Annotated in this window: 22 protein-coding genes; 13 read left to right on the top strand and 9 right to left on the bottom strand. The window is 68.0% G+C overall.

What is annotated here, in order from left to right; translation table 11 throughout:
* The first annotated feature begins 135 nt into the window (after positions 1-135).
* The 6 genes from AC5RUH_RS12955 to AC5RUH_RS12930 all read left to right on the top strand — a co-directional run bounded on the left by AC5RUH_RS12955 (position 136) and on the right by AC5RUH_RS12930 (position 4,842).
* Entirely contained in the window at positions 136-438 is a 303-nt protein-coding gene (locus AC5RUH_RS12955) for a hypothetical protein (protein WP_494128776.1), read from the top strand.
* A gap of 109 nt (positions 439-547) precedes the next feature.
* Positions 548-1,225 carry a DedA family protein gene (locus tag AC5RUH_RS12950; RefSeq protein WP_494001273.1) on the top strand — a complete coding sequence of 226 codons (678 nt, stop codon included), beginning with the start codon at positions 548-550 and terminating at the stop codon, positions 1,223-1,225.
* Between the two features lie 492 nt (positions 1,226-1,717).
* The gene (locus tag AC5RUH_RS12945) at positions 1,718-2,107 is read left to right on the top strand and encodes a GntR family transcriptional regulator (protein ID WP_494022839.1); all 390 of its coding nucleotides are present in this window, start codon (positions 1,718-1,720) and stop codon (positions 2,105-2,107) included.
* Positions 2,104-3,030 (top strand): ABC transporter ATP-binding protein, encoded by a 927-nt coding sequence (locus AC5RUH_RS12940; RefSeq protein WP_494128773.1) that lies wholly within the window; start codon positions 2,104-2,106, stop codon positions 3,028-3,030. The genes AC5RUH_RS12945 and AC5RUH_RS12940 overlap by 4 nt, the downstream gene beginning before the upstream one ends.
* A gap of 23 nt (positions 3,031-3,053) precedes the next feature.
* Positions 3,054-3,716 carry a hypothetical protein gene (locus AC5RUH_RS12935; protein ID WP_494128772.1) on the top strand — a complete coding sequence of 221 codons (663 nt, stop codon included), beginning with the start codon at positions 3,054-3,056 and terminating at the stop codon, positions 3,714-3,716.
* A 109-nt stretch (positions 3,717-3,825) separates the two neighbouring features.
* Positions 3,826-4,842 carry a 3'-5' exonuclease gene (locus AC5RUH_RS12930; RefSeq protein ID WP_494128771.1) on the top strand — a complete coding sequence of 339 codons (1,017 nt, stop codon included), beginning with the start codon at positions 3,826-3,828 and terminating at the stop codon, positions 4,840-4,842.
* Between the two features lie 41 nt (positions 4,843-4,883).
* Here AC5RUH_RS12930 and AC5RUH_RS12925 read toward each other — a convergent pair whose 3' ends face one another.
* Positions 4,884-5,810 carry an SDR family NAD(P)-dependent oxidoreductase gene (locus AC5RUH_RS12925; RefSeq protein ID WP_494022843.1) on the bottom strand — a complete coding sequence of 309 codons (927 nt, stop codon included), beginning with the start codon at positions 5,808-5,810 and terminating at the stop codon, positions 4,884-4,886.
* A gap of 4 nt (positions 5,811-5,814) precedes the next feature.
* A complete protein-coding gene (locus tag AC5RUH_RS12920; protein WP_494128770.1) occupies positions 5,815-7,032 on the bottom strand; it encodes an ADP-ribosylglycohydrolase family protein in 1,218 nt (405 codons plus the stop codon).
* A 146-nt stretch (positions 7,033-7,178) separates the two neighbouring features.
* Here AC5RUH_RS12920 and AC5RUH_RS12915 point away from each other — a divergent pair, with 146 nt between their 5' ends.
* The 4 genes from AC5RUH_RS12915 to AC5RUH_RS12900 all read left to right on the top strand — a co-directional run bounded on the left by AC5RUH_RS12915 (position 7,179) and on the right by AC5RUH_RS12900 (position 13,932).
* Entirely contained in the window at positions 7,179-8,246 is a 1,068-nt protein-coding gene (locus AC5RUH_RS12915; RefSeq protein WP_494128769.1) for an MIP/aquaporin family protein, read from the top strand.
* 91 nt (positions 8,247-8,337) lie between these two features.
* Positions 8,338-9,498 (top strand): exonuclease SbcCD subunit D, encoded by a 1,161-nt coding sequence (locus AC5RUH_RS12910; RefSeq protein WP_494128768.1) that lies wholly within the window; start codon positions 8,338-8,340, stop codon positions 9,496-9,498.
* On the top strand, positions 9,495-12,533 hold the full coding sequence (locus tag AC5RUH_RS12905) for an AAA family ATPase (protein ID WP_494128767.1): 3,039 nt from the start codon (positions 9,495-9,497) through the stop codon (positions 12,531-12,533). The genes AC5RUH_RS12910 and AC5RUH_RS12905 overlap by 4 nt, the downstream gene beginning before the upstream one ends.
* 82 nt (positions 12,534-12,615) lie before the next feature.
* Positions 12,616-13,932: an MFS transporter gene (locus AC5RUH_RS12900; protein ID WP_494128766.1), complete on the top strand. Its 1,317-nt coding sequence runs from the start codon at positions 12,616-12,618 to the stop codon at positions 13,930-13,932.
* 48 nt (positions 13,933-13,980) lie between these two features.
* Here the strand turns inward: AC5RUH_RS12900 and AC5RUH_RS12895 are convergent, their stop codons facing one another.
* The gene (locus tag AC5RUH_RS12895; RefSeq protein WP_494022848.1) at positions 13,981-14,694 is read right to left on the bottom strand and encodes an IclR family transcriptional regulator; all 714 of its coding nucleotides are present in this window, start codon (positions 14,692-14,694) and stop codon (positions 13,981-13,983) included.
* A 333-nt stretch (positions 14,695-15,027) separates the two neighbouring features.
* Between AC5RUH_RS12895 and AC5RUH_RS12890 the strand changes: the two genes are divergently transcribed.
* The gene (locus AC5RUH_RS12890; protein ID WP_494000088.1) at positions 15,028-16,419 is read left to right on the top strand and encodes an MFS transporter; all 1,392 of its coding nucleotides are present in this window, start codon (positions 15,028-15,030) and stop codon (positions 16,417-16,419) included.
* 117 nt (positions 16,420-16,536) lie between these two features.
* Here the strand turns inward: AC5RUH_RS12890 and AC5RUH_RS12885 are convergent, their stop codons facing one another.
* A complete protein-coding gene (locus AC5RUH_RS12885; RefSeq protein WP_494128765.1) occupies positions 16,537-17,205 on the bottom strand; it encodes a phosphoribosyltransferase in 669 nt (222 codons plus the stop codon).
* Between the two features lie 369 nt (positions 17,206-17,574).
* Between AC5RUH_RS12885 and AC5RUH_RS12880 the strand changes: the two genes are divergently transcribed.
* Positions 17,575-19,119 (top strand): MFS transporter, encoded by a 1,545-nt coding sequence (locus AC5RUH_RS12880; protein WP_494128764.1) that lies wholly within the window; start codon positions 17,575-17,577, stop codon positions 19,117-19,119.
* Positions 19,120-19,124: 5 nt separating this feature from the next.
* On the opposite strand, the gene AC5RUH_RS12875 is transcribed toward AC5RUH_RS12880, so the two are convergent.
* The 5 genes from AC5RUH_RS12875 to AC5RUH_RS12855 all read right to left on the bottom strand — a co-directional run bounded on the left by AC5RUH_RS12875 (position 19,125) and on the right by AC5RUH_RS12855 (position 25,061).
* Positions 19,125-19,973 (bottom strand): Rieske (2Fe-2S) protein, encoded by an 849-nt coding sequence (locus AC5RUH_RS12875; protein WP_494128763.1) that lies wholly within the window; start codon positions 19,971-19,973, stop codon positions 19,125-19,127.
* A gap of 181 nt (positions 19,974-20,154) precedes the next feature.
* Positions 20,155-21,252 (bottom strand): 3,4-dihydroxyphenylacetate 2,3-dioxygenase, encoded by a 1,098-nt coding sequence (gene hpaD, locus AC5RUH_RS12870; protein ID WP_494128762.1) that lies wholly within the window; start codon positions 21,250-21,252, stop codon positions 20,155-20,157.
* Between the two features lie 31 nt (positions 21,253-21,283).
* Positions 21,284-22,813 (bottom strand): 5-carboxymethyl-2-hydroxymuconate semialdehyde dehydrogenase, encoded by a 1,530-nt coding sequence (hpaE, locus tag AC5RUH_RS12865; protein ID WP_494000083.1) that lies wholly within the window; start codon positions 22,811-22,813, stop codon positions 21,284-21,286.
* Between the two features lie 110 nt (positions 22,814-22,923).
* Positions 22,924-23,613, bottom strand: coding sequence for a GntR family transcriptional regulator (locus AC5RUH_RS12860; RefSeq protein WP_494000082.1), 690 nt, complete (start codon positions 23,611-23,613; stop codon positions 22,924-22,926).
* Positions 23,589-25,061, bottom strand: a complete 1,473-nt coding sequence (locus tag AC5RUH_RS12855; RefSeq protein WP_494128775.1) for a fumarylacetoacetate hydrolase family protein — start codon at positions 25,059-25,061, stop codon at positions 23,589-23,591. Before AC5RUH_RS12855 ends, AC5RUH_RS12860 begins: the two co-directional genes overlap by 25 nt.
* Before the next feature lie 331 nt (positions 25,062-25,392).
* Between AC5RUH_RS12855 and AC5RUH_RS12850 the strand changes: the two genes are divergently transcribed.
* Positions 25,393-26,331 (top strand): zinc-binding dehydrogenase, encoded by a 939-nt coding sequence (locus tag AC5RUH_RS12850; RefSeq protein ID WP_494049767.1) that lies wholly within the window; start codon positions 25,393-25,395, stop codon positions 26,329-26,331.
* Positions 26,332-26,398: the final 67 nt, after the last annotated feature.

Below are 26,398 nucleotides of genomic sequence, written 5' to 3'. Positions count from 1 at the left end.
GGCCGCACGGAGATTCCCCGACGGGATGCGCCGGATGATCCACGCCCGCGACGCCGTCTGCGCAAGGCCCTGGTGCGACGCCCCGATCCGGCACATCACCACATCGTGCCCTGGACGCAGGGCGGTGAAACGACCATGGCCAACGGCCAGGGGCTGTGCGAACAATGCAACCAGTCAAAGGAAGCCGAAGGCTGGTCCAGCCGCCCTGTTGATGGACCACACCACAAGGTGGAAACCACCACCCCCACCGGACACACCTACACCTCCACCCCGCCACCACTACCAGGCACCCTCGCTGCAGGTGGTGACTTTAGGTCCGCGTTCGCCGCCGAAGCGGCTCTTGGGGAGTCGACGGTGCGGGCACGGCGTCGTCGACGCTTCCGACTGATGTGTAGGCGCAGTTCCCCACGTCCAGCAATAAGGGCAATTAAGTTATAGCTGTGCGGATTGCGAGCGAACTGCACCTCTTCGGGTGTCCGGACCGTCCAGACCCGACGCCCGGTTCGGTCATGACGGGGACGGTAAGGCAGACTTGTACACGATGAGCATGCTGATCCCTTACCTGATGTCCGGTCCCCGCCCTGCCCAGTCCGCAGATGATACCTCTGCCCTCACCGGGGTGGCCGAGTGGGCCGTAGGGCTGATGGAAGGCATCGGGGCACCAGGCGCGGGTCTGGCGATCGCGCTGGAGAATCTTTTCCCGCCGCTGCCCAGTGAAGTGGTGCTCCCGCTGGCAGGCTTCACGGCCAGCCGCGGCAGCTTCAGCCTTATCGAGGCGCTGGTATGGACCACGCTGGGCTCGATTATCGGCGCGTGGGCGCTTTACGGGTTGGGCGCTTGGCTGGGCCGACGGCGCATGCGCGCCATTGCCGACAAGCTTCCGCTGATCGACCTGGAAGATGTGGACAGGGTGGAAGCCTGGTTCAACCGCCACGGCTACAAGGCAGTCTTCTTTGGTCGCATGATCCCGATCTTCCGCAGCCTGATTTCCATCCCCGCCGGCATCGAGCGCATGCCGATGGGCAAGTTCCTCGCGCTCACCGCAGCCGGGAGCCTGATCTGGAACAGCATCTTTGTGCTGGCCGGCTTCTACTTGGGAGAGAACTGGCACATCGTGGAGGAGTACGCCGGCGTCTTCCAAAAGATCGTCATTGTCGTCGTCGTTGTTGCTGGCCTGTACTGGTTGACCACCAGGATCCGCAAGATCAGGAACCGGCGGGCGTAGGTAGCTGCTAAGGGCTGATCCTCCCATCGGTCAGCTTTGCCGCCGGCCCTGTAGACCTTCCGTTCCGCCGCCAGTTCCTCCGCACCACGAATCCTGCTCTAGCCCCCACCGGTCCTTACGGCGACGGACGCCACTCCGCTGACACCTCGCTGCCTTTACACCTTGACGGGCCCCCGGCCGCCAGGCATCGCCCTCACACCCCTTGACGGCAGTCCGCCGCCACCGTGATCCCTCACATCCTTGACGGGGCCTGCGCCGCCACCGTGATGCCCGCTGGCCCAAGTGCGCCGCTGCCGTATTGACGGGAACTGCCTGGCGTCCGCACCCCGGAGCCCGCGTACGAGCTCCGGGCCGGCTCGGCCTAGGCGTTCAGTGGCCCGATCCTCCTCCAGTTGACACGTACTCCACCTGTTGTATGGTTAGCTACATAAGTAATGAACCCGTGCACCCAACCCAACTAGGGGTGCAATGGGCCGGGAAAGGGAGGCGGCAGTGATCGATGACTCAAAGCCGATCTTCCTCCAGATCGCCGAGCGCGTTGAGAACGACATCGTGGACGGGGCGCTGGCCGAGGAAGGCCAGGTGCCGTCCACCAATGAGTTCGCCGCCTTCTACCGGATCAATCCCGCCACCGCGGCCAAAGGCGTCAACCGCTTGGTCGATGACGGGATTCTGTACAAAAAGCGGGGGATCGGCATGTTCGTAGCCGCCGGAGCCCGCTCCCGCTTACTGGCCCGCCGGCGTGACGACTTCTACCGCGAGTACGTTCAGCCGATGGCCCGGGAAGCACGAAAACTGGGTATCAGCACCGAACAGCTGACCGCAATGCTCCACCGCACCGAGTCCACCAGCGACATGACAGAGGGAAGCGTGTCCCCATGAGCTACCAGAACACACCCGCCATCGAACTGAGGCAGGTGAGCAAGTCCTACCGCGATGCCAAGGCACTGGACAACGTCAGCCTCCGTCTGGAGGGCAACCGGATCTACGGGTTGCTGGGTCGAAACGGCGCCGGCAAGACCACCCTGATGTCGGTGCTCACTGGCCAAGGCTTCCAGAGCAGCGGTGAAGCCTTGGTCTTCGGGCAGCACCCGTATGAAAACGACGCCGTGCTGTCCCGGATCTGTTTCATCCGGGAATCACAGAAGTACCCGGACGATTTCACCCCCCGGCAGGCGTTCAAGTCCGCCGCCCTGTTCTTCCGGAACTGGGACCAGGCCTACGCAGACCGGTTGGTCGAGGATTTTCAGCTCCCGCCCAAACGGCGGATCAAGAAGCTTTCCCGCGGCCAGCTCTCCGCCGTCGGCGTGATCATCGGGCTGGCATCCCGCGCGGAGATAACATTCTTCGACGAACCGTATCTGGGGCTCGACGCCGTGGCCCGCCAGATCTTCTATGACCGGCTGGTCGAGGATTTCGCCCACCATCCGCGCACCATCATCCTTTCCTCGCACTTGATCGACGAGGTGGCGAACCTGCTGGAGCACGTCGTGCTGATCGACCGCGGCCGGATCATCATGGACGACGACGCCGAAGCGATCCGCGGGACGGCCTTCACCGTGTCCGGCGGCGCCGCAGCAGTCAGGTCCTTCGCGGCGGGGCGGGAAGTGCTGCACCGTGAATCGCTGGGCTCGCTGGCCTCGTGGACCATCGACGGCAGGCTGTCGGATAGCGAACGCGCCGAGGCTGCGGAACTCGGTGTGGAGTTGGCGCCGGTGTCGCTCCAACAACTGGTCGTGCGGAAGACCACTGCTGCAACCGATGCCGTCGCCGATGCCGACTCCGAGCTGGAGGTCCTGAAATGAACCGCGTCATCAACGTAGCGCGCATGCAGTTGATCAATAAGTGGACCTTCCTGGGCATCCCCGCCGTAATCCTGCTGGCCTCCTTTCTGGTGACCCTGGCCATCTGGGCGATGATTCCTGCCGACGGCGGGACGCTATATTCCGGAACCGCGCAGGCGGTGATGTGGTACTTCCTGGCGCTGGGCATCCAGTCGCTGACACTGACGTTCCCGTTCTCGCAGGCGATGAGCGTGAGCCGCCGTACTTTTTACCTCGGCACCGTCGGCCTGTTCGCCGTCGTTGCTCTTGCCGTCAGTGTCCTTTACTACCTGCTGGGCCTGCTGGAAGTTGCCACCGGCGGCTGGGGCTTCAACGGCAGGATGTATGCCCTGGGCTGGATCGCCGACAGCAGCCCGATGGTGCAGATCCTGTTCTACTTCATCGCCATGGTTGCGTTGTTCATGATCGGTTTCTGGTTCGCCACCATCTACAAACGCTGGCAGGCGACCGGGATGTTGGTCACATGGATCGCGATCGCCGTGGTCCTGATCGGGCTGCTGGGCCTGATCGCCTGGCAGGGCTGGTGGCCGGCCGTCGGCGGGTGGCTGGTGGCCCAGACCCCGCTGAGCACCTCCGGCTGGACGGCGCTGTTCTGCGCGGCCCTGGCGGCCGGGTCCTACCTGACCCTCCGCCGGGCCACCCCCTGACCAAGCCCTGACCCGTCCGCAGGACGGCGGCCCCAGCGCGCGTTCCGGGGCCGCCGTCGGGCGTGTTGCAGGCGCAGAACCGTCGGTGCCGTCGCTTAGGGTTGAACGCGTGGCAGTTGACTTCACGGCGATCGATTTCGAGACGGCAAACGGGTTCCGGGGCTCCCCATGCTCCGTCGGCTTGAGCAAGGTCCGTGACGGCCGGATCGTCGAGGAAGCCTCCTGGCTGATGCGGCCGCCGGAGGGCTTCGACCACTTCGACCGGCGCAACGTCCAGATCCACGGCATCACCGCGGGCATGGTGGCGGGAAAGCCGCGTTTCGGCGAGATCTTCGCCGACCTGGCAGCCTTCATCGGCTCCGACGTGCTGGTCGCCCACAACGCCGCCTTCGACATGGGCGTGATTCGATCGGCTCTGGAGGTCTCGGAACTCTCCGGGCCGGCCTACGACTACGCCTGCACCGTCATCCTGTCGCGGCGCAGCTATTCGCTGGTGTCCTATTCCCTGCCGTTCGTCGCCGAGGCCGCAGGCGTGCCGCTGCACAACCACCACGACGCCGTGGCGGACGCGCGGGCCTGCGCCGGCATCATGATCGACATCGCCGGCCGCAACTCGGCCGGCAGCATTCCCGAGCTGCTGACCGCGATGCAGTTGCGCGCCACGCGCCTGGAGGCCTACCTCCCCGGCAGCGCGGCGGTGTCCAAACCCACCCGGACGGCGCTCGAGCGGCAGGCGCTGGGGGCGGCCGGGGGCGCGGCGCCGTCGTCGGCCTGGACCTACTGGCCGGACGAGGGGGAGAACCCCGAGCCCAACCACGCGGCCGACGATTCCCACCCGCTGTACGGCCAGACCGTGGTCTTCACCGGCAATCTGGGCCTGTCCCGGCAGGAGGCGAAGAACCGGGCGGCGGAGCTGGGGGCCCGGCCGGCCAGCAACGTCACCCGGAAGACCACCGTGCTCGTCGTCGGCGACGGTTTCGTCGCCTCCGACCTCAAGAGCGGCCGCGTGACGGCCAAGGCACACAAGGTGCTGCAACTGCACAGCAAGGGCCAGCAGATCGAGGTGCTGTCCGAAGGCGAGTTCTTGCAGATGATCGGGGGACGCTGGCCCGCGCACAGCGCCTGACCCGCCGCCGTCGACCCGCCGCCGCTGACCCGCCGCCGGAGTCAGAGCCGGAGGCCTACTCCGGTGAGTTCCTCGGACAGGTCGATCAGCCGCGAGGCGGCGTTGCGCTCGCGGGCGTGCCGCCGCGGCGCGACGACGGCGGGGCGTCCGGTCAGCTGGAACGGCCCGTCCGGTCCCCAGTAGTCGCCGTTGCGGACCTCCTCGGCGGCTGCCGCGTGCACCAGCGGCCGGGCGCCGGCGTCCTTGCCCTGCGCCACCAGCCCGAAAAGCACCCGTTGCCAGCCCGCCGCCGGACGCGACAGCTGCAGGCCCGGCCGGTCCGGGGTGAAGTATTTGCGCGCGTACCCGGGATGGGCCACCACGGAAGCGACCGGCGAGCCCACCGCCTCCAGCCGGTTCGCCAGCTCGAATCCGAAACTCATCACCGCCAGCTTGGACAGCGCGTAGGACCGGTAGCTGGAGTACCGGGCCGGCAAAGCGGCCCGGCGGAAGTCTGGCCGGACCCAGCGATGGCTGATGCTGCCCACATGCACCACGCGGCCGCGGCTGCGGCGCAGTACAGGCATCAGCCCGGCGACGAGCGCGAAGTGGCCCAGGTGGTTGGTGCCGAACTGCAGTTCGAAGCCGTCGGCGGTGAACTGCAGTTCCCGGGAACCGATTACCCCGGCGTTGGCCAGCAGGGCATCGATCCGCCCCCGCTCGGCAAGTTCGCCTGCCGCTTGCCGGACCGAGGCCAGATTGGCAAGATCCAGCTCCTGGAAGTGCACGTCCGCGCCGGGCACAGTGCGACGGACGGCTTCCATGGCTGCCCGGGCGCGTGCCGCATCACGGGCAGCCATGACCACCGTGGCTCCCGCCGCGGCCAGTTGTTCACTGGCGAAGTAGCCGAGGCCGGCGCTGGCACCGGTCACGAGGATCGTCTTCCCGTCCTGGCGGGGCAGCGCAGGGGCAGCGCGGTCGTGGTCCACGGGCTCAGCCCTGGGTTTGCGCCAGGAAGCGCTCCGCCATGCCGAGAATGACGTCGGGGGCCTCCAGCGCGGCCAGCCATTCGGCGGGGAGCGCCGCCTCGCCATAATGGGCGCCCAGGAGGTTCCCGGCGAGGCTGCCGGCCGAGTCGCTGTCGCCGTCGTGATTGATGGCCGCGGCGACGGCCCGGCGGAAGTGGTGCTCCGGCGTCGTGCTGTCCGCCGTCGCCAAGACGGCGTAGAGGGCGATGGCCAGGGCTTCCTCGGCCACCCGGCCCAGGCCCAGCCTGGCGGTCAGCACGGCCGGCTGCACGGGGCCGCCTGCCGACAGCTCGATGGCGGCGCGCAGCCGCCCGGCCAACTCGGCGGCGGCCGGATCCTGCTCGGTGCGGGCCAGCAGGGCCACGGCGGCGCCGGGCAGCGTGGCCTGTTCGTGCACCAGCAGCCGGATCAGCGTGGCGAACGTTGCCGCGCTCTGGTGCGCCGTCGGATGGCCGTGGGTGAGCGCCGAACCGTCCGTGGCCAGCCGCTGGACCGTCTGGTCGTCGACGAACGGCAGCAGCCCGAACGGAGCCGACCGGACCACCGTGCCGGAGTCCTTCGAGTCCGGGTTGACCGGGCGCGCCCGCGTTCCCATTTCCCCGGTGGCCAGGCCGGACAGGCAGGCGGCGCCGGGGGCGCGGCGTGCGTGCAGCACGTCCTGTTCGTCGATCCAGCGCGGCTGGGGCTCCGGCGCGTTGTCCGGAAAGCGGCCCTCCTGGGTGGCGTACCAGCGCAGGTAAGCCAGCCAGAGGCAGGCGGCTTCGTCGGCGGCGGTACCGGCATTGGCCCATTCCAGCGCCTCGGTCAGCCCGTCGAGGGTATAAAGCGTCAGCTGTGTGTCGTCGGAGAAGTGGCCGGGCTCCGCCAGCTGGGAGAAGTCCCGCAGCCCGTCCGCCCCGAAGCGTCCGGCGATCGCGTCGAAGGAGTCGAATTCGACGCCGGCCCCCAATTGGTCCGCCAGGGCGCCCCCGAGCAGGCAGCCGCGCACCCGCGAGGCGAAGTCCGGCACCGCGTGGGCCGTCGTCTCCGGCTGGGTCACGGGCGGCGGCACGGCGGCGGGAACCGGTGTGGGCTGGGCGGCGCCGGGAGCGGGCCGCATGGTGCCGGGAGGGGGCGGCGCGCTGCCGGCGAAGTCCGGCGCGTCGGCGGAGGGGGAACCGGGGAGCGGGGCATCGTTAGTCACGACTACCAGCTTAGGCGCGGGACCGGACCTTTCGCCGGGCATGCTTGCCGGGCAGCACCCAGCGTTTTCACAGACCCCGATGCCAGAGTGGAGTAGTTTTGAGTAACCCGCCGGCTGCTGGCCGGCCCTGCAGAAGGACAGTATCCATGGCAGCAGCCCACCCCGCGTCACCGGCTCCGGCCGTCCACGCCGCCCCGCCCCGGCTAGGCGAGGGGCGCAGCTATTCGGCCCGCATCGGCGCCGAAGCGGCAGGTTCGTTCCTGCTCTTTTTCGGTGCCCTGGGGATCGGCATGTTTAATCCGCAGGGCGGCTTCAGCGTCCCCTTCGGCTTCGGCCTGGCGGTCGTTGCCGGCATGCTTGCGTTCGGCCACGTCTCCGGCGGCCACTTCAACCCGGCCATCACGCTGGGCAGCGCGCTCGCGGGCCGGACCTCCTGGAAGTCGGTGCCGCCCTACGTCCTGGCGCAGCTGGCCGGCACCTCGCTGGCCGCCGTCGTGCTCTGGGTGATCATGGGCAGCCACCCGGTCAGCGCCCAGTCGGCCGGCGTGTTCACGTCCATCTCCAACGGTTACGCCGGCGGCGACGAACTGGGCTTCTCGATGGCGGGGGTTTTCCTGGCCGAAACCGTCGCCACCGGGCTGCTCGTGGCGGTCTACCTCGGTGCCACCTCGTCCCTGGACCGGCTCCGCAGCGCCCCGTACGCGGTGGGGCTTGCGTTCGGCGTGCTGACCGCCGTGATGCTCCCGATTTCCAACGCCGGACTGAACCCGGCCCGCTCCACGGCCGCGGTGTATTTCGCGGACGGCAGCCCGCTGGGCGAACTGTGGCTGTTCTGGGCGGCCCCGCTGCTCGGTGCGGTGATCGCCGGGCTGCTCTACCGCAGTGCCGAACTGGTGCCCGGGCCGCGCAAGGCAACCAACGACGGCGATGCACCGGCTGCATCTTCCGGCAAGCCTGTGGAGGGGAAGACTGCCACTGGCGGCGGCGTTTCGGCCGGCACGGTGTCGGCCGGAGGCGCGGGCGCCGGATCCGCGGCAGCTGGAGCCGCGGCCGCCGGCTCGGTCCCCGGCGGGTCCGCCGCCGGACGTGAGGTTCCCGACGTCGCGGTGGAGGACCAGCCGGACGAGCCGGCGCCGGCGGACGATCAGGGCGCCGCCGAGGCCCGCGACTTCTTTGACCGCAAGCCGAACCGGACACGCCCGCACGGCGAATAACCACAAGCCCCCGCGCAACGGCACGTCCCGATTTCGGGACGTGCCGTTGCGCTTGTCGGAAACTGTCCCAGCCGCCGGATAGTTTGGAAATATGAGGTTACTGCACACGTCCGACTGGCACCTGGGCCGTTCTTTCCACGGCGTCGGGATGCTGCAGGCGCAGCACGCTTTCGTGGAGCAACTCCTGCAGACAGTACGCGAGGAGGGCATCGACGTGGTGCTCATCGCGGGCGATGTGTACGACCGCGCGCTTCCCGGTGTAGATGTGGTCAACCTCTTTTCCGATGCCTTGTCGCGCATCCGCAGTGCCGGGGCAACGGTGATCTTGACCAGCGGCAACCACGATTCGGCCACCCGGTTGGGCTTCGGCTCCGGCATCCTGGCCTACGGCGGGGTCCATATCCGCGCCCGGCTGGACCAGCTTGCGGACCCGGTGGAGTTGAACCTGGACGGTGCGACCCTGGCCGTGTACGGGATCCCGTACCTCGAGCCGCGGCTGTGCGCGGAGGAGCTGGGAGCGGAGGCTCCCAGCCACACCGCCGTCACGCGGTCGGCGCTGGACCTCGTCCGTGCCGACCTTGAGCAAAGGAGGGCCGGCGGCGCCGTGCATTCCCTGGTCATGGCGCATACCTTTGCCAGCGGCGGCGTCACCTCGGACAGCGAACGGGACCTGAGCATCGGGGGAGTGGGAGCGGTCCCGCTGGATTTGTTCGACGGCCTCGACTATGTGGCGCTGGGCCACCTGCACGGGCGCCAGGCGCTGAGCGAAACGGTGCGCTATTCCGGCTCACCGCTGCCTTATTCGTTCTCCGAGGCCGGACACGAGAAGGGCGGCATCATCCTCGAATTCACCGCGGACGGGCTCGCGTCGGTGGAAAACGTCAGCTGGCCCTCCCCGCGCAGGCTCGCCGTGCTCAAGGGCACCATGCAGGACCTGCTCGAATCGGCGGACCACGCCTGGGCGCAGGACGCCTATTGCCAAATCACGGTCACCGACGACGAACGCCCGGCGAAGGCGATGGAACGGCTGCGGGCGCGCTTTCCCGACACGCTGGTGCTCAACTTCGAACCCGCCTCCGGGCCGCGCCGGGACACCATGAGCTACAGCCAGCGCATCGCGAACGCCCAGGACGACCTGGAGGTCTGCTGCGGCTTCCTGGACCACGTCCGCTCCCGGCCGGCCGACGAAGCCGAACGCGCACTGTTGGCCGATGCGTTGGCCGCCGTGCAGGCAGCGGAGGCCGCGGCATGAGGATCCACCGGCTTCAAATGCAGGCCTTCGGGCCGTTCGCTGCGCGGGAAACCATTGACTTCGACGAGCTGGGAGAGCAGGGGCTGTTCCTGCTCAACGGGCCGACCGGGGCCGGCAAGACCAGCATCCTGGACGCCATCTGTTTTGCGCTGTACGGGTCCGTTCCCGGCGCACGCCAGCAGGGGAAGCGGCTGCGCAGCGACCACGCCGAACCCGGGATAGAGCCGGAAGTCGTGTGCGAATTCTCCGCCCGCGGCAGACGGTTTGAAGTGACCCGCAACCCGCAGTGGGAACGGCCCTCGTCCCGGGCCAGGTCCGGATCGGTGACGGAGCAGGCGCGCACGCTGCTGCGCGAGAAGATCAACGGGGCCTGGGTCCAGAAAAGCGGCCGCAACGACGAGGCCGCGGCCGAGCTGCTGGCCGTCCTGGGCATGAGCCTGGAACAGTTCACCAAGGTAGTCCTGTTGCCCCAAGGCGACTTCGCGGCGTTCCTGCGCGCCGACGCCAGGGAACGCCGGCCGTTGCTGCAGCGCCTGTTCGCGACCGACCGCTACGAGGCGGTGGAGCAGGTCCTGGCGGACGAAGCGGCCAAGGCCCGCTCGGACTACCTGGCCGCGGTGGCAGGATCCGACCACCTGCTCGCCCGGGCAACAGAGGAAGCAGCCCGGCATCTGGCCATCGAGGACATGCCGGACCAGTCAATGCCTGCCGCGGACCTGCTCGCCGCGCTTGAGTCCTCGATGGCGTCCGCGGCCAGCTCCGTCCGCGACGTGGCCGAGCGCGGACAAGATGAGCTGGGCCGGCTGCGGGAGGCGATCGCCCGGCACGAGCGGGCGCTGGCCGACCACGCGGAATTGGCGGCGCTGGAGAAACTGGCAGCCGAGCACCGCAACGGCGCCGACGGCCACGCAGCGCTGACCGAAACCCTGGCATCGCACCGGGCCGCGGAACTGCTGGCGTCGCCCATCCGGCATCGGGATCAGGCGGCACTCGCTGTGGAACGGGCCGGGAAAGAGTTTTTGGACCGGATCGACGAGGCCGAAGCCCATCCGCTCTTCCCAACATTCGTTTCCCGCCGCCCCGACCCCGATGCCGCGGGACAGGCGCTGCTCGAGGAGGCGGCGGCACAGCTCTCCGCCGAGCTCGGACGAATCCGCGCCCTGCTGCCGGAAGAGCAGCGGTTGCAGGCGGCGGCTGCCGACGTGCGGCGGTTGGAACAGCACGCGGGCCGATTGGCCAAGGACATCGGTGCCGCGGAAACAACCCGGGAACGGCTGGCTGAAGTCGGCCGCGGGCTGCAGGAGGAATTGGCCACGCTGGCGGCAGCCTCCGACGACGTCGGCCTGCTCACCGAGCGGCTGGAACAGGCCCGACAGCTTCGGGACACCGTGGCCGACTACGGCGCCTGCCTGGCCAAGACCGACGAGGCCCGCCGGAACCGCGATGCGGCGCACGCCAGGCAACTTCGGCGCAAGGAAGCCTGGTTGTCGCTGTTGGAACAGCGACTCGATCAGGCCGCAGCGGAGCTCGCCGCCAACCTTGCAGAGGGAGACCCCTGTCCGGTGTGTGGCGGAACGGAACATCCGCAACCGGCCGCGGCCGCCGGCGGGCACCTGGTCACCCGCGAACAGGAAACAGCAGCCCGGGAGGACCACGCGGCGGCGGAAGCCACGTACTCCCAGGCCCGCGAGGCGTGCGCGGCACTGGAACAGCAACTCTCGGCCCTGGCCTCCCGCGGCGGCGCGACCGACGCCGCCGAAGCGGCCGCCGCCGTCGTCGCCGCCCGTGCCCGTTTGGACGAGGCCGTCGGGGTGCGGGAACGGCGCACAAAACTGCAGGAACGGGCGGCCGCCACGACCGAGCAGCTCGACGAGAACGGCCGGCAGCTGTCGGCTCTGGCCGTGGCCAAGGCCTCCGCCGATTCCGACCTCAAGGCCGGGAGGGAACGCGTGCAGGAACTCGAGCAGAAGCTGCGCGAGGCCCGTCCGGACGGAGGCAGCCTGCACGAACACGCGGCCTCGCTGTCCCGCCTCGACCAACTGCTGGCCGCTGCCCTGGACGTCCTGGGACAGCACCGCCACTGCGGCAACGCGTTGGAGCAGGCCGAAGCCGATCTGGCCTCGGCCATCGGGCAGTCCAGCTTCGCCTCCGAAGACGAAATCCGGGTGTCCCTGCTGGCACCGGCACAGCTGCAGGAACTGCAGCGCCGCCACACCGCCTACACCGAAGCAGGCCAGCGGCTGCAGGTGCTGGAGTCCTCCGAAGCCGTCGTCCGTGCCCGCACCGCGCTCGAGAAGGGCGAAACACTGCCGGGGACCGCGGAACTGGACGCGGCACGCGGGGAAGCCGCGGTCCTGGACGGGTTGGTGCAGGAGCACCACGTGCGGCACGGGGTGTTGACTGCGTCGCAGCAACAACTTGCCAGCTACCGCCGGCGTTTCGACGAGGAACAAGTCCGCTTGGCCCCGATCGCGGAACGGCACGAGCTCCTGCAGTCAGTGGCGGACACGGTCAGGGGACTGGGCGAGAACGAACGCAAGATGACGCTCACCACCTACGTCCTGGCTGCGCGGCTGGAGCAGATTGCGGCGGCGGCTTCCGAACGCCTGATTGCCATGACCGACGGGCGCTATACCCTGGTCCACGACGACTCGAAGTCCGGCAACAAGAAGTCGGGCCTGGGATTGCACGTCAGCGACGAATGGACGGGGCAGCGGCGCGGCACCTCCACCCTGTCCGGCGGCGAATCCTTCATGGCCTCGCTTGCGCTGGCACTCGGCCTGGCCGACGTAGTGCAGGCAGAGGCAGGCGGCGTGGACATCGAGACGTTGTTCGTCGATGAGGGATTCGGCAGCCTGGATGAGCAGGCATTGGAGCAGGTGATGGATGCGTTGGAGGGACTGCGTGACGGGGGCCGGGTCATCGGCCTGGTCAGCCACGTAGCGGAGATGAAGCAGCGCATCGGCGCCCAGCTCCAAGTCACGAAGGGGCGCCACGGCTCCTCCGTCCGCACCGTGCTCACCGGGGCCGCCTGACCACCGGTATGATGGTTATGTTATCCGGGTTGTGCGCATCGGGAGGCGGGACGATGCGCGGTTCGAACCAACGGAAAAACCGATGACTGCTTCTGATTCCGGTGCGCCCGCCCAGCAACAAGCCCCCGGCAACGACACCTCCGGCCGCCGACGTCGCAAGACCCGAAACCCCTTCGGCCGCTACGCGCGGCTGGCGCGGATGGCCGGAACCTCTTTTCTGGCCATCGGATTCCTTGCCCGGCTGCCGCTGGCGATGCTCACGGTCGGCGCCCTGACACTGGTCACCGTCAGCACCGGATCCTACGCCTCGGGCGGTTTCGCCGCAGGTGCCGTAGGCATCGGCTCGGCCGCCGGCGCGCCGCTCTTCGGCTATCTTGCCGACCGGGTCGGTCAGCGGCCCGTGCTGCTGGTCGCGGCTGCCGCACACACCTGCGCGATTGCCGTACTGCTGACCTGCGTCTACATCGGAGACAGTGGAGCCGGCCCCGTGGCCGTGCTTGCGGCGTCCTTCGCCGTCGGGGCCACCTGTCCGCAGGTCGGCCCGCTGGCCAGGGTGCGCTGGATGGCGATGACCCGCAAGGACAAGCCGGTATTGGACACGGCGCTGTCCTACGAGAGCACCGCCGACGAACTGACGTTCGTGCTCGGACCGGCCCTGGTCGGGCTGCTCGCGGCGCTGATTGCCCCGTGGCTGCCCTTCGTGCTGGCCGCCGCCCTGACCGTGACGATGGTGACTGCCTTTGCCGTCCACCCCACCTACCGTGCGGTCGTCCCGGTGACGCCCGGACTGGTCAAGGCGCATCCCGGAGCCGCTGCGGCCGCCTCGCCGGTGCGGATCAACTGGCCGCTCGTGGCCATCCCCGTGCTGGGGATGGTGGCCATGGGCGTGTTCTTCGGCGCAACCCAGAACGCCCTGAGTGCCTTCGGCGGCAGCTTCGGCGCGGCCGACACCGCGGGCCTGCTGTATGCGCTGCTGGGCCTGACGTCGGCCTTCGGTGCGCTGTCCGTGGCCTACTGGCCCGCACGGTGGAAACATTCCAGCCGCTGGGTCGTGTGCGCGGCGGCGATGACGGCGTTCTGCGTCCTGCTGCTGCTGCCCGCCGACGTGCTGCCGATGATTCTCGTGCTGCTGGTGGTCGGCGTACCCGTCGGACCCACCATGGTCACCATCTACGGCATCGGAAGCCTGGTCGCTCCGGACGAGCGGCTCGGCACGGTGATGACGCTGCTCGCCAGCGGCGTCGTCCTCGGATCTGCCATTGGTTCGGCGGTAGCCGGGGCGCTGGCCGAGAACCTGGGACACTCCGGTGCGTTCCTGGTGTCGATTGCCGCCTCAGCCATGCTGCTGGTGCTTGGCCTGATCGCTGCCGCCGTCGTCCGGCGCCGCGGGGACGCCTGACCGCCGCCCCCTTGCTCCTGCAGCCGCCGCCGCGGGGCGTGGCCGGGCTTAGTGCAGCTCCGCCTCGATGACTGCGGCCGAGCGCTTCAAGGCCTCGGCAATTTGCTCATCCGGAGTGTCGGTCCGGATGTAGACCACGGCCACGGCAGCCGGGAGCTGCCCCGGGACGGTGACCGGCACGGCGACCGACGAGACGCCGGGGATGACCTCGTCATGGCTGATGGCATACCCGGCGGCCTTGGCGAGCCGGGCCTCCGGACGGATCGGCTGGCCCGGAGCATGCTGCTCCCACTGGTCCCGGGTCAGGGCCGATTGGATGGCGATGCCCGGGGCTCCCGCGGCAAAGGAATGCCGGGTGCCCGGACGCTGCACCAGTGCCGTCGTATGCCGCGGCTCCACGGTCAGCAGCGTCACGCAGTCGTGCTGGTCCCAGACCGCGACAAAGGCCGTCATCATCAGGTCGTTGGCGAGTGCTGTCAGCTCCGGAAGCGCCGCCGACTGCAGGTCCCGCGAAACACCCCGGGCCAGCGCGGCCAGGCCCGGCCCCGCCTGCACCCTGCCAGCCGAATCGCGCATCAGCAGCGAATGGTCCTCGAGCGTGCGCAGGATCCGGTAGGCGACCGAGCGGTGCACCCCCAACGCCTCGGACAACTCGGCGATCGTCATCGGCGACGGCGCCTCCGCCAGGATCTCCAGGGCCCTGATGCCGCGCGACAGGGTCTGCGAGTGCGCCGGGGCGGGTTTGATGGGGGTCTGGCTCATCGGTACATCCTCTGGAAAGTCCTGCACGGGAAATGCGGCGGGAACCGGTCACAGTGCTTGTGCCGGCCCTCACAGGTCCCATTGTTCTATATCGGGACAAAGCGTCCAACTATAGAACGCAGCGCCGTGCTCGGCAGCTTCTTTGGGGTGTGGTGCGCTCACGGGCTCCGGTCGTTCCCACAGGAGAGCGACGTCGTGGCGCACCACGGCAGCGTTTGGGCGTTATGGAAATGATATGGCGGCGCTATGTGTGGCCCGTCACTGTCCGGTAATATGGCTCCAGTCACATTACCGACCGTTCGGTAACCGTTCTGTGAATTCAACGGAGAAAATATGTCAACGTCAGAAGAGCTGGCAGGCAACCTCAGCCCAGCAGCCCGCCGTGAAGAGCGCAAGGTGCTCGCGGGCACCTTGGTCGGTACCACCATCGAGTGGTACGACTTCTTCATTTACGCGCAAGCCGCCGGCCTGGTGCTGGCTACGTTGTACTTCGCGCCGCTGTCCCAGGAGAGCGCCGGCCTGGCGCAGATCGTTTCCTGGGCCTCGCTGGGTATCAGCTTCCTGTTCCGCCCGCTCGGCGCCATCGTCGCCGGCCACTTGGGCGACCGTTTGGGCCGGAAGATGATGCTGGTCTTCACGCTGGTGCTCATGGGCGCCGCGACATTCCTGATCGGCGTGCTGCCGACCTATGGGGACATCGGGATCACGGCCCCGATCCTGTTGGTGTTCCTGCGCATCCTGCAGGGATTCTCGGCCGGCGGCGAATGGGGCGGCGCCGCGCTGATGTCCGTGGAGCACGCGCCGGTCAACAAGCGCGGCTTCTTCGGTGCATACCCGCAAATCGGTGTTCCCATCGGCATGATCCTTGCCACCGGTGTGATGTGGCTGATGACCACTATCCTCAGCGAGGATGCCTTCCTTGCGTGGGGCTGGCGCGTACCGTTCCTGTTCTCGGTCGTGCTGATCCTGGTCGGCTACTTCATCCGTCGCTCCGTGTCCGAGTCCCCGGTCTTCAAGGAGATGCAGGAGCGCAAGAAGGAATCGGCCGCTCCGCTGGGCCAGCTGTTCAAGCACAACTGGAAAGAGGTCATCCTCACCGCGCTGATCTTCATTGCCAACAATGCCGCCGGATACCTGCTGATCGCGTTCTTCGCTTCCTACGCCACCAAGCCGGCGGACGCCGGAGGCCTGGGGATGGACCGCCCATCGGTCTTGCTGGCCACCACGCTTGCTGCTTTCGGCTGGTTGATCTTTACCATGTACGGCGGAATTCTCTCCGACAAGATCGGCCGCATCCGCACCTTCCAGATTGGCTACGTGTGGGTCCTGCTGTGGCAGATTCCCATGTTCATGCTCATCGACACCGCGAGCATTCTGCTGATGGGCATCGCGATGTTCGTGCTGACCATCGGTCTGGGCCTGTCCTACGGCCCGCAGTCGGCCCTCTATGCCGAAATGTTCCCGGCCAACGTCCGATACTCGGGCGTTTCCATCGGCTACGCCATTGGTGCCATCCTTGGCGGTGCCTTCGCTCCGTTGATCGCCGAGTTGTTGTTGGGCCGGACCGGAAGCACGATCTCCATCGGGATCTACATCATGGTGCTGTGCGTCATCTCGCTCGTGGCGGTCTCCGTGGTCAAGGAGACCAAGGGCAAGAACCTGCGCGTGGAGGAAGCACACCAGGAGTACCTGCAGCAGCACCCCGAAGCGCGCGAGAACCGCTAAGTCCCGCCAGTTACCAGAGGCCACCAACTAAGGCCTCCGCGGGACTGCAGAGACGGACCGCCGCCGGCAGCGATGCCGGCGGCGGTCCGCTGTGCTTTAACCTGGCGGCGGCCGCCGCTACGGGGGCAGCGCTGCCATGACCTCGTCGTCGCTGACCTGGCTAAAGTATTGGTAGGCCTCGCCGACGGCTCTGAAATTGCGCGGCTGGCGCAGGCAGATCACCGCATCGGCCAGTTTCTGGAGCTCGGCACAGGCCTGCGGCGGGCCCACCGGCACCGCGACGACGATCTCGCGGGGGTCGCTCTGCCGTACGGCGTTGATCGCAGCCTTCATGGTGGCGCCGGTGGCCAACCCGTCATCGCAGAGGATCGTGGTCCGGCCGCGCACCTCTGCCGTCCGGCCCTGGAGATACGCTTCCTGCCGCCGCTTCAGTTCGGCCCGTTCCCTGTCCTGGACCTCCTGCAGCCGCTGTTCGCTGTAATTGCGGCGGCGCAGTTCTGCCACTATCGGTTCCACCATGACGACGGCGGTGTGCCCGCCATGCGCGGCCAAGGCACCGAAGGCGACCTCCGGCTGGCCCGGAATGCCTAGTTTGCGGACGATGAGCGCGTCGAAGTCGGCGGCCAGTTCTTTCGCCAACACCGCGGCCACCGGGACGCCGCCGCGTGCCAGGCCGAGCACGGTGACATCGCCGCGGCCGCGGTATGCTGCCAGTTCGGCCGCCAGCTGCCGGGCGGCATCGGGCCGATCGGCGAAAGGGGCAGGTGCTCCGCTCAACAGTCCCACGGTTTCAGTATCCTCTTGCGTCTCCCGGGTCGCGAGGGGGAGCGAACGCCGGCCGCGGCGGCGGAACGTGACGTGGCGGGCGTTCGGCCGGCCCAACGAAGCGGCTATACTCAACAGCCCTGATAGACCGCTTAACCTGCATGGGTAGTTCTCCCCATCGCGGGTCGGATGCCCGCGGGATATGCTCTTGACAACGGTGGGGCTCGGAACGGGGGCCCGCATCGCGTCGGCTGGACTTGGGTCCGGCCGTGGAAGAGCCGGACCCGCAGGATTCCCCCAACGCCTGCCGCTCCGGCTCTTTCGTTTAACGCGGCTGTCGCCGCAGGCGCGCGGTTTGGCAGCGGAGCCGTCCCGGCGTATGAATGGTAGGTGACCCAAGCCTCCGACCCCGCTCCAAAGAACCGATCAGCGCCCCGACCGGCCAGCCCCGACGGCACCGAGGCCGGCTTCGTCCCCGACCCCGGCCGGTGGCGGATCCTGGCCGTGCTGCTGGTGGCCATCTTCATGTCGCTGGTGAGCGTGAGCATCGTCAACGTGGTGCTGCCGTCCATCCAAACCGGACTGGGCGCGTCGGACTCGGACCTCCAGTGGGTGCTCTCCGGCTATGCGCTGACTTTTGGTGTGGTGCTGGTGGCCGCCGGACGGGCGGGCGATATTCTGGGCCGCGGCCCGCTGTTCATCGCCGGCGTCGCGCTCTTCACGCTCTCCTCGGTGGCCGCCGGACTCGCTCCGGATCCGCTCAGCCTGAACATCACCCGCTTCGTGCAGGGCCTGGGGTCGGGCCTGCTGAATCCTCAGGCCGTGGGGATGATCCAGCAGTATTTCCGCGGTGCGGAACGCGGCCGTGCCTACGGGGCGCTCGGCAGCGTGATTGGCGTGTCGGTGGCCGTCGGGCCCCTGTTGGGCGGAACGATCATTGAGTTCGCCGGTGTCCAGGACGGGTGGCGCTGGACCTTCCTCGTGAATGTACCGGTCGGGATCCTGGCCATCGTGCTGGCGCTGATGTGGTTCAAACCGCGGCGCAGTGCCGGTGACCGTCCCGGGGAAGCAGACCGCGAAGGCGCCCCCGGCCTGCCCCGGGTGACCAAGCCCGAACGCGACCTCGATCCCGTCGGGGCCGTGCTGCTGGGCCTGTCGGTGCTGGCGCTGCTGCTGCCCTTCGTCGAACGCGGGGCCGGTGCATGGATCTGGCTGCTGCTTCCCGGCGGCGCGGGACTGCTGGCGCTGTGGGCGTGGTGGGAACATACTTACAGCCACCGCGGGCGCAGCCCGATGGTCGACCTGCGGATCTTCCGCACCCACAGCTTCTCCGCCGGCTCGCTGATCGCCGGCCTGTACTTCATGGGCGTGACCAGCGTGTGGGTGCTGGTGGCGCTCTACATCCAGCAGGGGCTGGGCGGCAGCGCTCTGGAGGCGGGGTTGATCGGGCTGCCTGCCGCGCTGCTCGGCGCCTATTCGTCGCACTGGTCCGGCAAGCGGGTGCTGGAGCGTGGGCGGCAAATGATCGTCGCCGGGATCCTCTGCGCGTTGCTGGGGCTGGCGTCGACCATCGCCGTCATCCAACTGGAGGCAGCCGGGTTGCTCAGCATCTGGTGGATGCTGCTGACGCTGTCGTTCATCGGCATGGCGCAGGGCCTCATTATCACCCCCAACCAGACGCTGACTTTGGCCGACGTGTCGTTGGAGTACGCGGGGAGCGCCGGGGGAGTGCTGCAGACGGCCCAGCGCATCGGCACCGCCGTGGGCATCGCGGTGATCACCGCCGTCGCCTTTTCCGTCCAGGCCCGGTCAGGCTGGACCGAGGCGATCACCGCCGGACTGGCCGTCACCGCCGCGTCCGTTGTCGCCACGCTCGTCATCGCCGGAACCGACGCCCGCCGCGCCTCCCGCAGTTCCAGGCCGCGGCGGGGCTGAGCCGGTCAGCTCAGCCGGACCTCGACCTGCCCCTCGCGGACGCGTGTTTCGTAGGCTGGCTGCTCGGAGCTGGCCGGGCCCCTGACGATGCTGCCGTCCGCCAGGCGGAAGCGGCTGCCGTGCCAGGGGCAGGTGATGCACCCGTCGTCGACCTGTCCTTCTGCCAGCGGCCCGCCCATGTGGCTGCAGACGCTGTCCAGCGCCCGGACGGTGCCATCGCTGCGAAACAGGACCAGCGACACGTCGCCGGCGTGCGCCAGCTGCGGCCGGCCCTCGGCCAGTTCGCTCTCCGCCAGGACGGGGGTCCACTCAACGGGACCTTTCCGCCACGCGGTGTGGTTGACGTTGACGCCGCGCGCGTAGCTCAGGTGGCCGCCCAGGTAGCCGCCGGACATCACCAGCCCGAAGCCGCCCAGCGCGAGCACCTTGGCAAGCCCCCGGCGCTCGCCGCGGCGGGCCAGGAAGGAAGCGGCGAAGCACACCAACGCCGCCGAGTTTGATGCGGCGTGCACGATGCCGAGCCGGCGGTCCTCGCCCTGCGTGTCCGACCAGTCGTTGAGCCCGGCCCACGCCGTGGGTACGGCCGAGAGAATTCCGGCGGCGACCAGGAGGTCGGCAGCGGGCTCGGCACGGCGGCCGCCCACCGTGTCCAGCAGCGTGGACATGGACCAGGCACCGATGGGAAAGTCGGTCAGCAGCGGATGCAGCGGGTGGCCCACGAAGCTGCCGCTGAGGACGTTCCGGATCGGCCGGGGTCTGACCATCCTGCCCACCAGCCCTGCCACCGGTTCGGCGACCCTGTCCAGAGCCTCGGTTCGTTCTATCCGTGCAACGACCGTGCGCAGAATATTCACACCGTTTCCCCCATCCCCTAGAACGGTCGGGACCCGAAACCGCCCCGTCGGCCGGGCGCCGGCACCGCGTGTAGGTGCCAGTGTGGCATCCGGCGGCGGGGCGGGCAAGGCCACAGACGCCGCTGGGCGGCTTCCCTGCGGAAGCCGCCCAGCGGCGTCGTCATGCGGTCGAAGACCGGGACTAGACCTGGTTGCCGATCTTAAAGCCCTTCGACGCCTGGCCGCGGAAGGTGCCGTCCTCGTCGTCCGCCCGGGTGAAGGAGAACCCGTCGGCGCCGATGGTCACCTCCATCTCCGAGTTGTCGGTGCGCTCGATGACCTCCTGCGGGTTGCCGTCGAGGTCGAGCACCAGGGACGCCTCGGTGTACCAGGACGGGACCACCGGGTTGCCCCACCAGTCGCGGCGCTGGTTGTCGTGGACATCCCAGGTGATGACGGGGTTGTCCGGGTCGCCGGTGTAGTAGTCCTGGGTGTAGATCTCCACGCGGTGGCCATCAGGATCCAGGATGTACAGGTAGAAGGCGTTGGACACGCCGTGGCGGCCGGGACCGCGTTCGATCCGGTCGGACATGCGCAGGGCGCCCATCTTGTCGCAGATCTGGATGATGTTGTGCTTCTCGTGGGTGGAGAAGGCGACGTGGTGCATCCGCGGACCGTTGCCGCCGGTCAGGGCGGTGTCGTGCACCGTGCCCTTGCGGTGCATCCAGGCCGCGTAGGTCACGCCGTCGGAGTCCTTGATGTCCTCGGTGACGCGGAAGCCCAGGTCCTCCAGGTACTTGCGGCCGCGCGGGACGTCCGGGGTGACCTGGTTGAAGTGGTCCAGGCGCACCAGCTCGCCGGCCGAGTAGAGGTCGTAGCGCATGTGCAGGCGCTCCACGTGGTCCACCTCATGGAAGAACTCGTACGGGAAGCCCAGCGGGTCCTCCACGCGGACGGAGTCGCCGATGCCCTTGACGAAGCCTTCCTTGCGGCGCTCGGTGCGGCAGCCGAGCTTTTGGTAGTAGGCCTCGGCGCGGTCCACGTCCTCCGGGGACCGCACGCGGTAGGCGAAGGCCGCCACCGCGGCGATCGGGCCCTTGCGCAACACCAGGTTGTGGTGGATGAACTCTTCGAACGAGCGCAGGTAGATCGCCTCGTCGTCTTCGTGGGTCACGTGCAGGCCCAGCAGGTCCACGTAGAAGGCGCGGGACTTGGCCAGGTCGGTGACCACAATCTCCATGTAGGCGCAGCGCAGGATGTCCGGGGCCGGAACCGAGGGCTTGGGGATTTCGTTGCTCATAATTCTCTCCTTCGAGCGGTAGGGGTAGGTGTCAGGCGTCCGGAATGGCGGCGGCGTCTTCGGCCTTGCCGAAGACCGGGTTGTGCACCTCGCCGAGGTTGATGTGCACGGCCTGCTGGTCGGTGTAGAAGTCGATGGAACGGTAGCCGCCCTCGTGGCCCAGGCCGGACGCCTTAACGCCGCCGAACGGGGTGCGCAGGTCGCGGACGTTGTTGGAGTTCAGCCACACCATCCCGGCCTCGACATTCTGGGCGAAGTTGTGGGACCGCTTCAGGTCGTTCGTCCAGATGTAGGCGGCCAGTCCGTACTTGGTGTTGTTGGCCAGTTCGAGGGCCTCCTCGTCCGTATCAAACGGGGTGATGGCCACGACCGGACCGAAGATCTCCTCCTGGAAGATCCGGGCGTCCGGTGCCACGTCGGCGAAGACGGTCGGCTGGATGAAGTTGCCCTCCGGGAACTCCGCGGGACGGCCGCCGCCGGCGGTCAGGCGGGCCTCCTGCTTGCCGATCTCCACGTAGGACATGACCTTCTCGAAGTGCTCCGGGTGGACCAGGGCGCCGACCTCCGTCGTCTCCTCGTGGGGGAGTCCGACCTTGACCCGCTTTGCCTGGGCGGAGTAGCGCTCGACGAATTCGTCGTAGATGCTCCGCTGGACCAGGATGCGCGAGCCCGCGGTGCAGCGTTCGCCGTTGAGCGAGAAGACGCCGAAGATCGTTGCGTCGATGGCCGCCTCCAGATCGGCATCCTCGAAGACGACGGCGGGGGACTTGCCGCCCAGCTCCATGGAGAGGCCCTTCAGGTACGGCGCCGCGTTCGCGAAGATGATCTGGCCCGTGCGGGATTCGCCCGTGAAGGAGATCAGCGGGACGTCCGGGTGCTTGACCAGGGAGTCCCCGGCGTAGCCTTCCTCGCCGTAGCCGTGGACGATGTTGAAGACGCCCTCGGGCAGGCCGGCCTCTTCGAAGATTCCCGGCCACAGGGACGCGGAGAGCGGGGTGAACTCGGCTGGCTTCAGGACCACGGTGTTGCCGGTGGCCAGCGCCGGACCCAGCTTCCAGGACTCCAGCATGAACGGGGTGTTCCACGGCGTGATCAGGCCCGCGACGCCGATCGGCTTGCGGTTGACGTAGTTGGCCTGGCGGCCGGGAACCTTGAAGGCGTCGTCGTGCTGGGCGACGATGAGGTCGGCGAAGAAACGGAAGTTCTCCGCCGCGCGCTGGGCCTGCCCCAGGGCCTGCTTGATGGGCAGCCCGGTGTCGAAGCACTCCATCTCAGCCAGTTCCTGGCCGCGGGACTCGACGATGTCGGCGACCTTGTGCAGCACGCGGGAGCGCTGGCGCGGCAGCATGGTGGGCCAGGGGCCGTTCTCGAAGGCGTCCTTGGCGGCGGCAACGGCCGCGGCAACGTCGGCTACCTTGCCGGAGGCAGCCTTGATGTACGGCTTGTTGGTGACCGGGTCCAGCACGTCGAAGGTGTCGCCGTCGATGGAGTCGACAAGCTTGCCGCCGATGTAGTGCTGCAGGTGGGTGGGCAGGTTGTCCGGGACAAAGTGCTCGGCCATGATGTTCCTTTCCATGGGGGTTGATTGGTCGGTAGTCGGTGAGGTCTGGGCTGTGTGCGGTGCTTGGCCGCTCACGACGGCGGGGTGTCGCCGTCGGCAGCGGTCGCGGCCTACAGGGGCGAGGGCGGCAAGCCGTCCGCGGCCAGGTAGGCGTTGAGCGTGTTGGTCCGGTGTGCCCGGGCCGCCTTCTCCACTTCGCCGGCGCTGGCACCGGCGTCGATCAGATCCAGCAGTTGCTCGTGTTCCTCGACGGAGGAGCGGGCACGGCCGGGGATGTGGCTGAAGCTGGAGGCCCGCATGGCGTTGAGCCGGTTCCAGCCGCGGTGCACCAGGTCCAGGATGTGCGGGTTGGGGCAGCGTTCGTACAACCCGGCGTGGAACCGGTCGTTGAGCTGGGTGAAGCGGCGCGGATCGAAGTCTTCCAGGCAGCGGCGCAGCTCGGCGTTGACCGCTCGCGCCTCGGCCAGGTCCGCGGCGGAGAGCAGCGGCGCGGCCAGGGCCGTCGCCGCGCCCTCGATCACGGCTAGCGTCTGCATGGTGTGCAGGTACAACTCGGCGTCGACGGCCGCGACCGTCGCCCCGATGTTGCGCTCGAACGTCACCAGGCCCTCGGCCTCCAGCCGGCGGATTGCCTCGCGCACCGGAACGGTGCTGCAGCCAAGCTCCGCGGCGATGGTCCCGAGGACCAGCCGGTAGCCGGGCACCAGCTCGCCCTTGGCGATCCGCTCGTGCAGCAGCTCGTAGGCCTGTTCCGACTTGCTGGGGGCCAGGGTCGTCACTTCGGCTGCTCCGCGACCCATGCCTCGTAGCGGGCGCGCCATTCGGCGTTCATCGGGAACAGGCCCTCGATCTTGTGGCCCTCCTTGACCATCTCGAAGACGAAGCTGTCCTGGCGTTCCTGTTCGACGACCTCGTCCGCGATCTCGGCGGCCAGGGCCGGCGGGATCACCAGGATGCCGTTGTCGTCGGCCACGATGATGTCGCCGGGCTGGATGGTGGTGCCGCCGCAGGCGACCGTCACGTCGGTGTCCCACGGCACGTGCTTGCGTCCCAGCACCGCCGGGTGGGCACCGTTGTAGAACGTCGGGATGTCCAGCGCCGCCACCTCGGAAAGGTCGCGGACCCCGCCGTCGGTAATGATGGCCTCTGCGCCGCGTACCTGGGAGCGCAGGGCGAGGATGTCCCCGAGGGTTCCGGAGCCCTTCTCGCCGCGGGCCTCCATGACCAGGATCTCGCCCGGACCGAGCGCGTCGATGATGCGCTTCTGCGCGTTGTAACCGCCGCCGTGCGACTTGAACAGGTCCTCGCGGTTGGGCACGTAGCGCAGGGTACGGGCGGTGCCGATGACCTTCTGGCCCGGCTTGGTGGCCAACAGGCCGTCGACGCTGACGTTGTTCAGTCCGCGCTTCCGCAGCGCGCCGGAGATGGTGGCGGTGGCGACCGACAGCAGCTTGGCCTTGACGTCCTCGGTCAGCGCGGACTTGCCGGTGATTGCCGGCGCCAGCCCGGCCGCTTCCTCGCTGCCGAAGGCATCGATCCGGTCGGAGTCGGTGATCTTGGGAGTGTTGCCGAAGGACGCGAATTCCGCCTCGCCCTGGGTGACGGTGGTCGACAGGCGGCCGGTGCTCAGCCCTGCGGCTTCGTCGGAGACCTCGACCTCGACGACGTCGCCCGGCACGATCACGGAGGAGCCGGCCGGCGTTCCCGTAAGGATGATGTCCCCCGGATGCAGCGTCATCAGCTGCGACAGGTCGGCGACGATCCGGGCGAAGGAGAAGATCAGGCCCGCGGTGGTGTCGTCCTGGACGACCTCGCCGTTGACCCAGGTGCGGATCCGGAGGGCGTCCGGGTTGACCGACGCCGCGGGCAGCAGGGCCGGGCCGATCGGGGTGAAGCCGTCGCCGGACTTGGAGCGGACGTTGGAGCCCTTGTCGGCGTACTTGATGTCGTAGACGCCCAGGTCGTTGCTGGCGGTCACGTGGCCCACATGGTCCCAGGCCTCTTCGATGCTGATGCGGCGGGCAGGTTTGCCGATGATCAGGGCAATCTCGCCCTCGAAGGCCAGCAGCTCGGTGCCCGCGGGGCGCTCCACGGTGCCGCCCGAGAGGGCCAGCGAGGAGGAGGCCTTCATGAAGTAGGAGGGGTGCGCCGGAACCCGTCCGCGCTGCGCGGCCCGGGAGTTGTAGGACAGGTGTACGGCCAGCACCTTGCCGGCGTCCTCCAGGATCTGGGTATCCACCGTTTGCAGCGTGCCCGCGGACTGGGTGACGTTGGCTTCGGACAAAGCATCCTCCTGTGAAGTACGAAATCGTATATGATCCATCATGGCCTGTGGTGAGGGCCACGTCAAGAACATGGCGGACCTTTTCTTGAACGGTCGGTCGGCCGAACGCGATGTGCTACGTGCCTGTCTGCGTAGGTCACGGTGGGAGCAGTTACCCGTAAGGAAATGCCAACCCGCTTCCAAGGTGTTGTAAGGGCGAGTCAACGTTCGCATTTATGCATCTCCCGGGAAACCGCCTAGAGTGAATGCATATGCATGGACTTACGTGTGTACCGCTCAAGGAAGTGATTGTGTAATGAAGGCTTGGCAGTTTACAGAAATCGACGCACCTCTCTCGCTCAATGAAGTTGCCGCACCGGAACCTGCCGCGGATGAAGTGGTCCTGGACATCAAGGCCGCCGGGCTGTGCCACAGCGATGTTGGGTTCATTGATGGCACCCTGACATCGCTGCTTCCGTTCCGGCCTATCACGCTCGGCCATGAGATCGCTGGTATCGTCTCAGCGGTCGGTGCGGATGTCACGACCTTCTCGGTGGGGGACCGAGCCGTCATTCCCGCCGCGATCGAAGGACCCGGCACCTCGCTTGACGGGGGCTTCGCAGAAAAGGTGAAGGCCCCGGCACGGTTGGTGGCACCGTTGCCCGACGGCGTCCCGTTTGATCAGGCGGCGGCCGCGACGGATGCCGGTATGACCTCCTACCACGCCATGATGGTCCAGGGCAGGCTCAAGCCCGGGATGAAGGTCGGGGTTATCGGCCTGGGTGGTCTGGGATCACTCGGAGCGCAGACGGCGATAGCCAACGGCGCAGAACTTTACGTGGCCGAAGTCAATGAGAAGGTGCACCCGATGGCCCTAGAGATTGGTGCCACAGCGGTAGCCAAGGATATTCGGGATTTTGCCGACAAGGAACTGGACCTGGTAGTCGACTTTGCAGGCTTCGGCACTACAACCGCCGGTGCCGTCGACATCGTTCGTCGCGGTGGCCGCGTCGTCCAAGTGGGGCTCGGACGGAGCGAAGGCACCATCAACCTCCAGCAGCTCACGCTGAACGAAGTCGAGCTGGTCGGTTCCCAGGCAGGAACGCTGCAGGACTGCGCCGACGTGCTTCAGCTGATGGCAGATGGAAAACTGTCGGCCCACATCAGCCAGATTTCCTTCGACGAAATCGGAGAAGGCATCGGCAAGTTGGCTCGCGGCGAGGTTATTGGCCGGCTGGTCGCTTTGATCGACTGATCCAGCGAAGTCCGCGGTTCCTGGACACGCAACACAAGGCACCTCCAGCCCCAGTTGGAGGTGCCTT

The sequence above is a fragment of the Arthrobacter sp. Y3223166 genome (assembly GCF_059090935.1).
Note: the sequence above shows the minus strand (reverse complement) of the source record. Positions and strands in the feature narration are given on the sequence as shown.

Bases quoted from the DNA above. Each gene is read 5' to 3' on its own strand.
- AC5RUH_RS12955 (WP_494128776.1), top strand. From the start codon at position 136: ATGGCCAACGGCCAGGGGCTGTGCGAACAATGCAACCAGTCAAAGGAA.
- AC5RUH_RS12915 (WP_494128769.1), top strand. From the start codon at position 7,179: ATGGCAGCAGCCCACCCCGCGTCACCGGCTCCGGCCGTCCACGCCGCC.
- AC5RUH_RS12890 (WP_494000088.1), top strand. From the start codon at position 15,028: ATGTCAACGTCAGAAGAGCTGGCAGGCAACCTCAGCCCAGCAGCCCGC.
- AC5RUH_RS12940 (WP_494128773.1), top strand. From the start codon at position 2,104: ATGAGCTACCAGAACACACCCGCCATCGAACTGAGGCAGGTGAGCAAG.
- AC5RUH_RS12850 (WP_494049767.1), top strand. From the start codon at position 25,393: ATGAAGGCTTGGCAGTTTACAGAAATCGACGCACCTCTCTCGCTCAAT.
- AC5RUH_RS12910 (WP_494128768.1), top strand. From the start codon at position 8,338: ATGAGGTTACTGCACACGTCCGACTGGCACCTGGGCCGTTCTTTCCAC.
- AC5RUH_RS12895 (WP_494022848.1), bottom strand. From the start codon at position 14,694: ATGAGCCAGACCCCCATCAAACCCGCCCCGGCGCACTCGCAGACCCTG.
- AC5RUH_RS12900 (WP_494128766.1), top strand. From the start codon at position 12,616: ATGACTGCTTCTGATTCCGGTGCGCCCGCCCAGCAACAAGCCCCCGGC.
- hpaE (WP_494000083.1), bottom strand. From the start codon at position 22,813: ATGGCCGAGCACTTTGTCCCGGACAACCTGCCCACCCACCTGCAGCAC.
- hpaD (WP_494128762.1), bottom strand. From the start codon at position 21,252: ATGAGCAACGAAATCCCCAAGCCCTCGGTTCCGGCCCCGGACATCCTG.
- AC5RUH_RS12935 (WP_494128772.1), top strand. From the start codon at position 3,054: ATGCAGTTGATCAATAAGTGGACCTTCCTGGGCATCCCCGCCGTAATC.
- AC5RUH_RS12950 (WP_494001273.1), top strand. From the start codon at position 548: ATGCTGATCCCTTACCTGATGTCCGGTCCCCGCCCTGCCCAGTCCGCA.
- AC5RUH_RS12860 (WP_494000082.1), bottom strand. From the start codon at position 23,613: ATGGGTCGCGGAGCAGCCGAAGTGACGACCCTGGCCCCCAGCAAGTCG.
- AC5RUH_RS12905 (WP_494128767.1), top strand. From the start codon at position 9,495: ATGAGGATCCACCGGCTTCAAATGCAGGCCTTCGGGCCGTTCGCTGCG.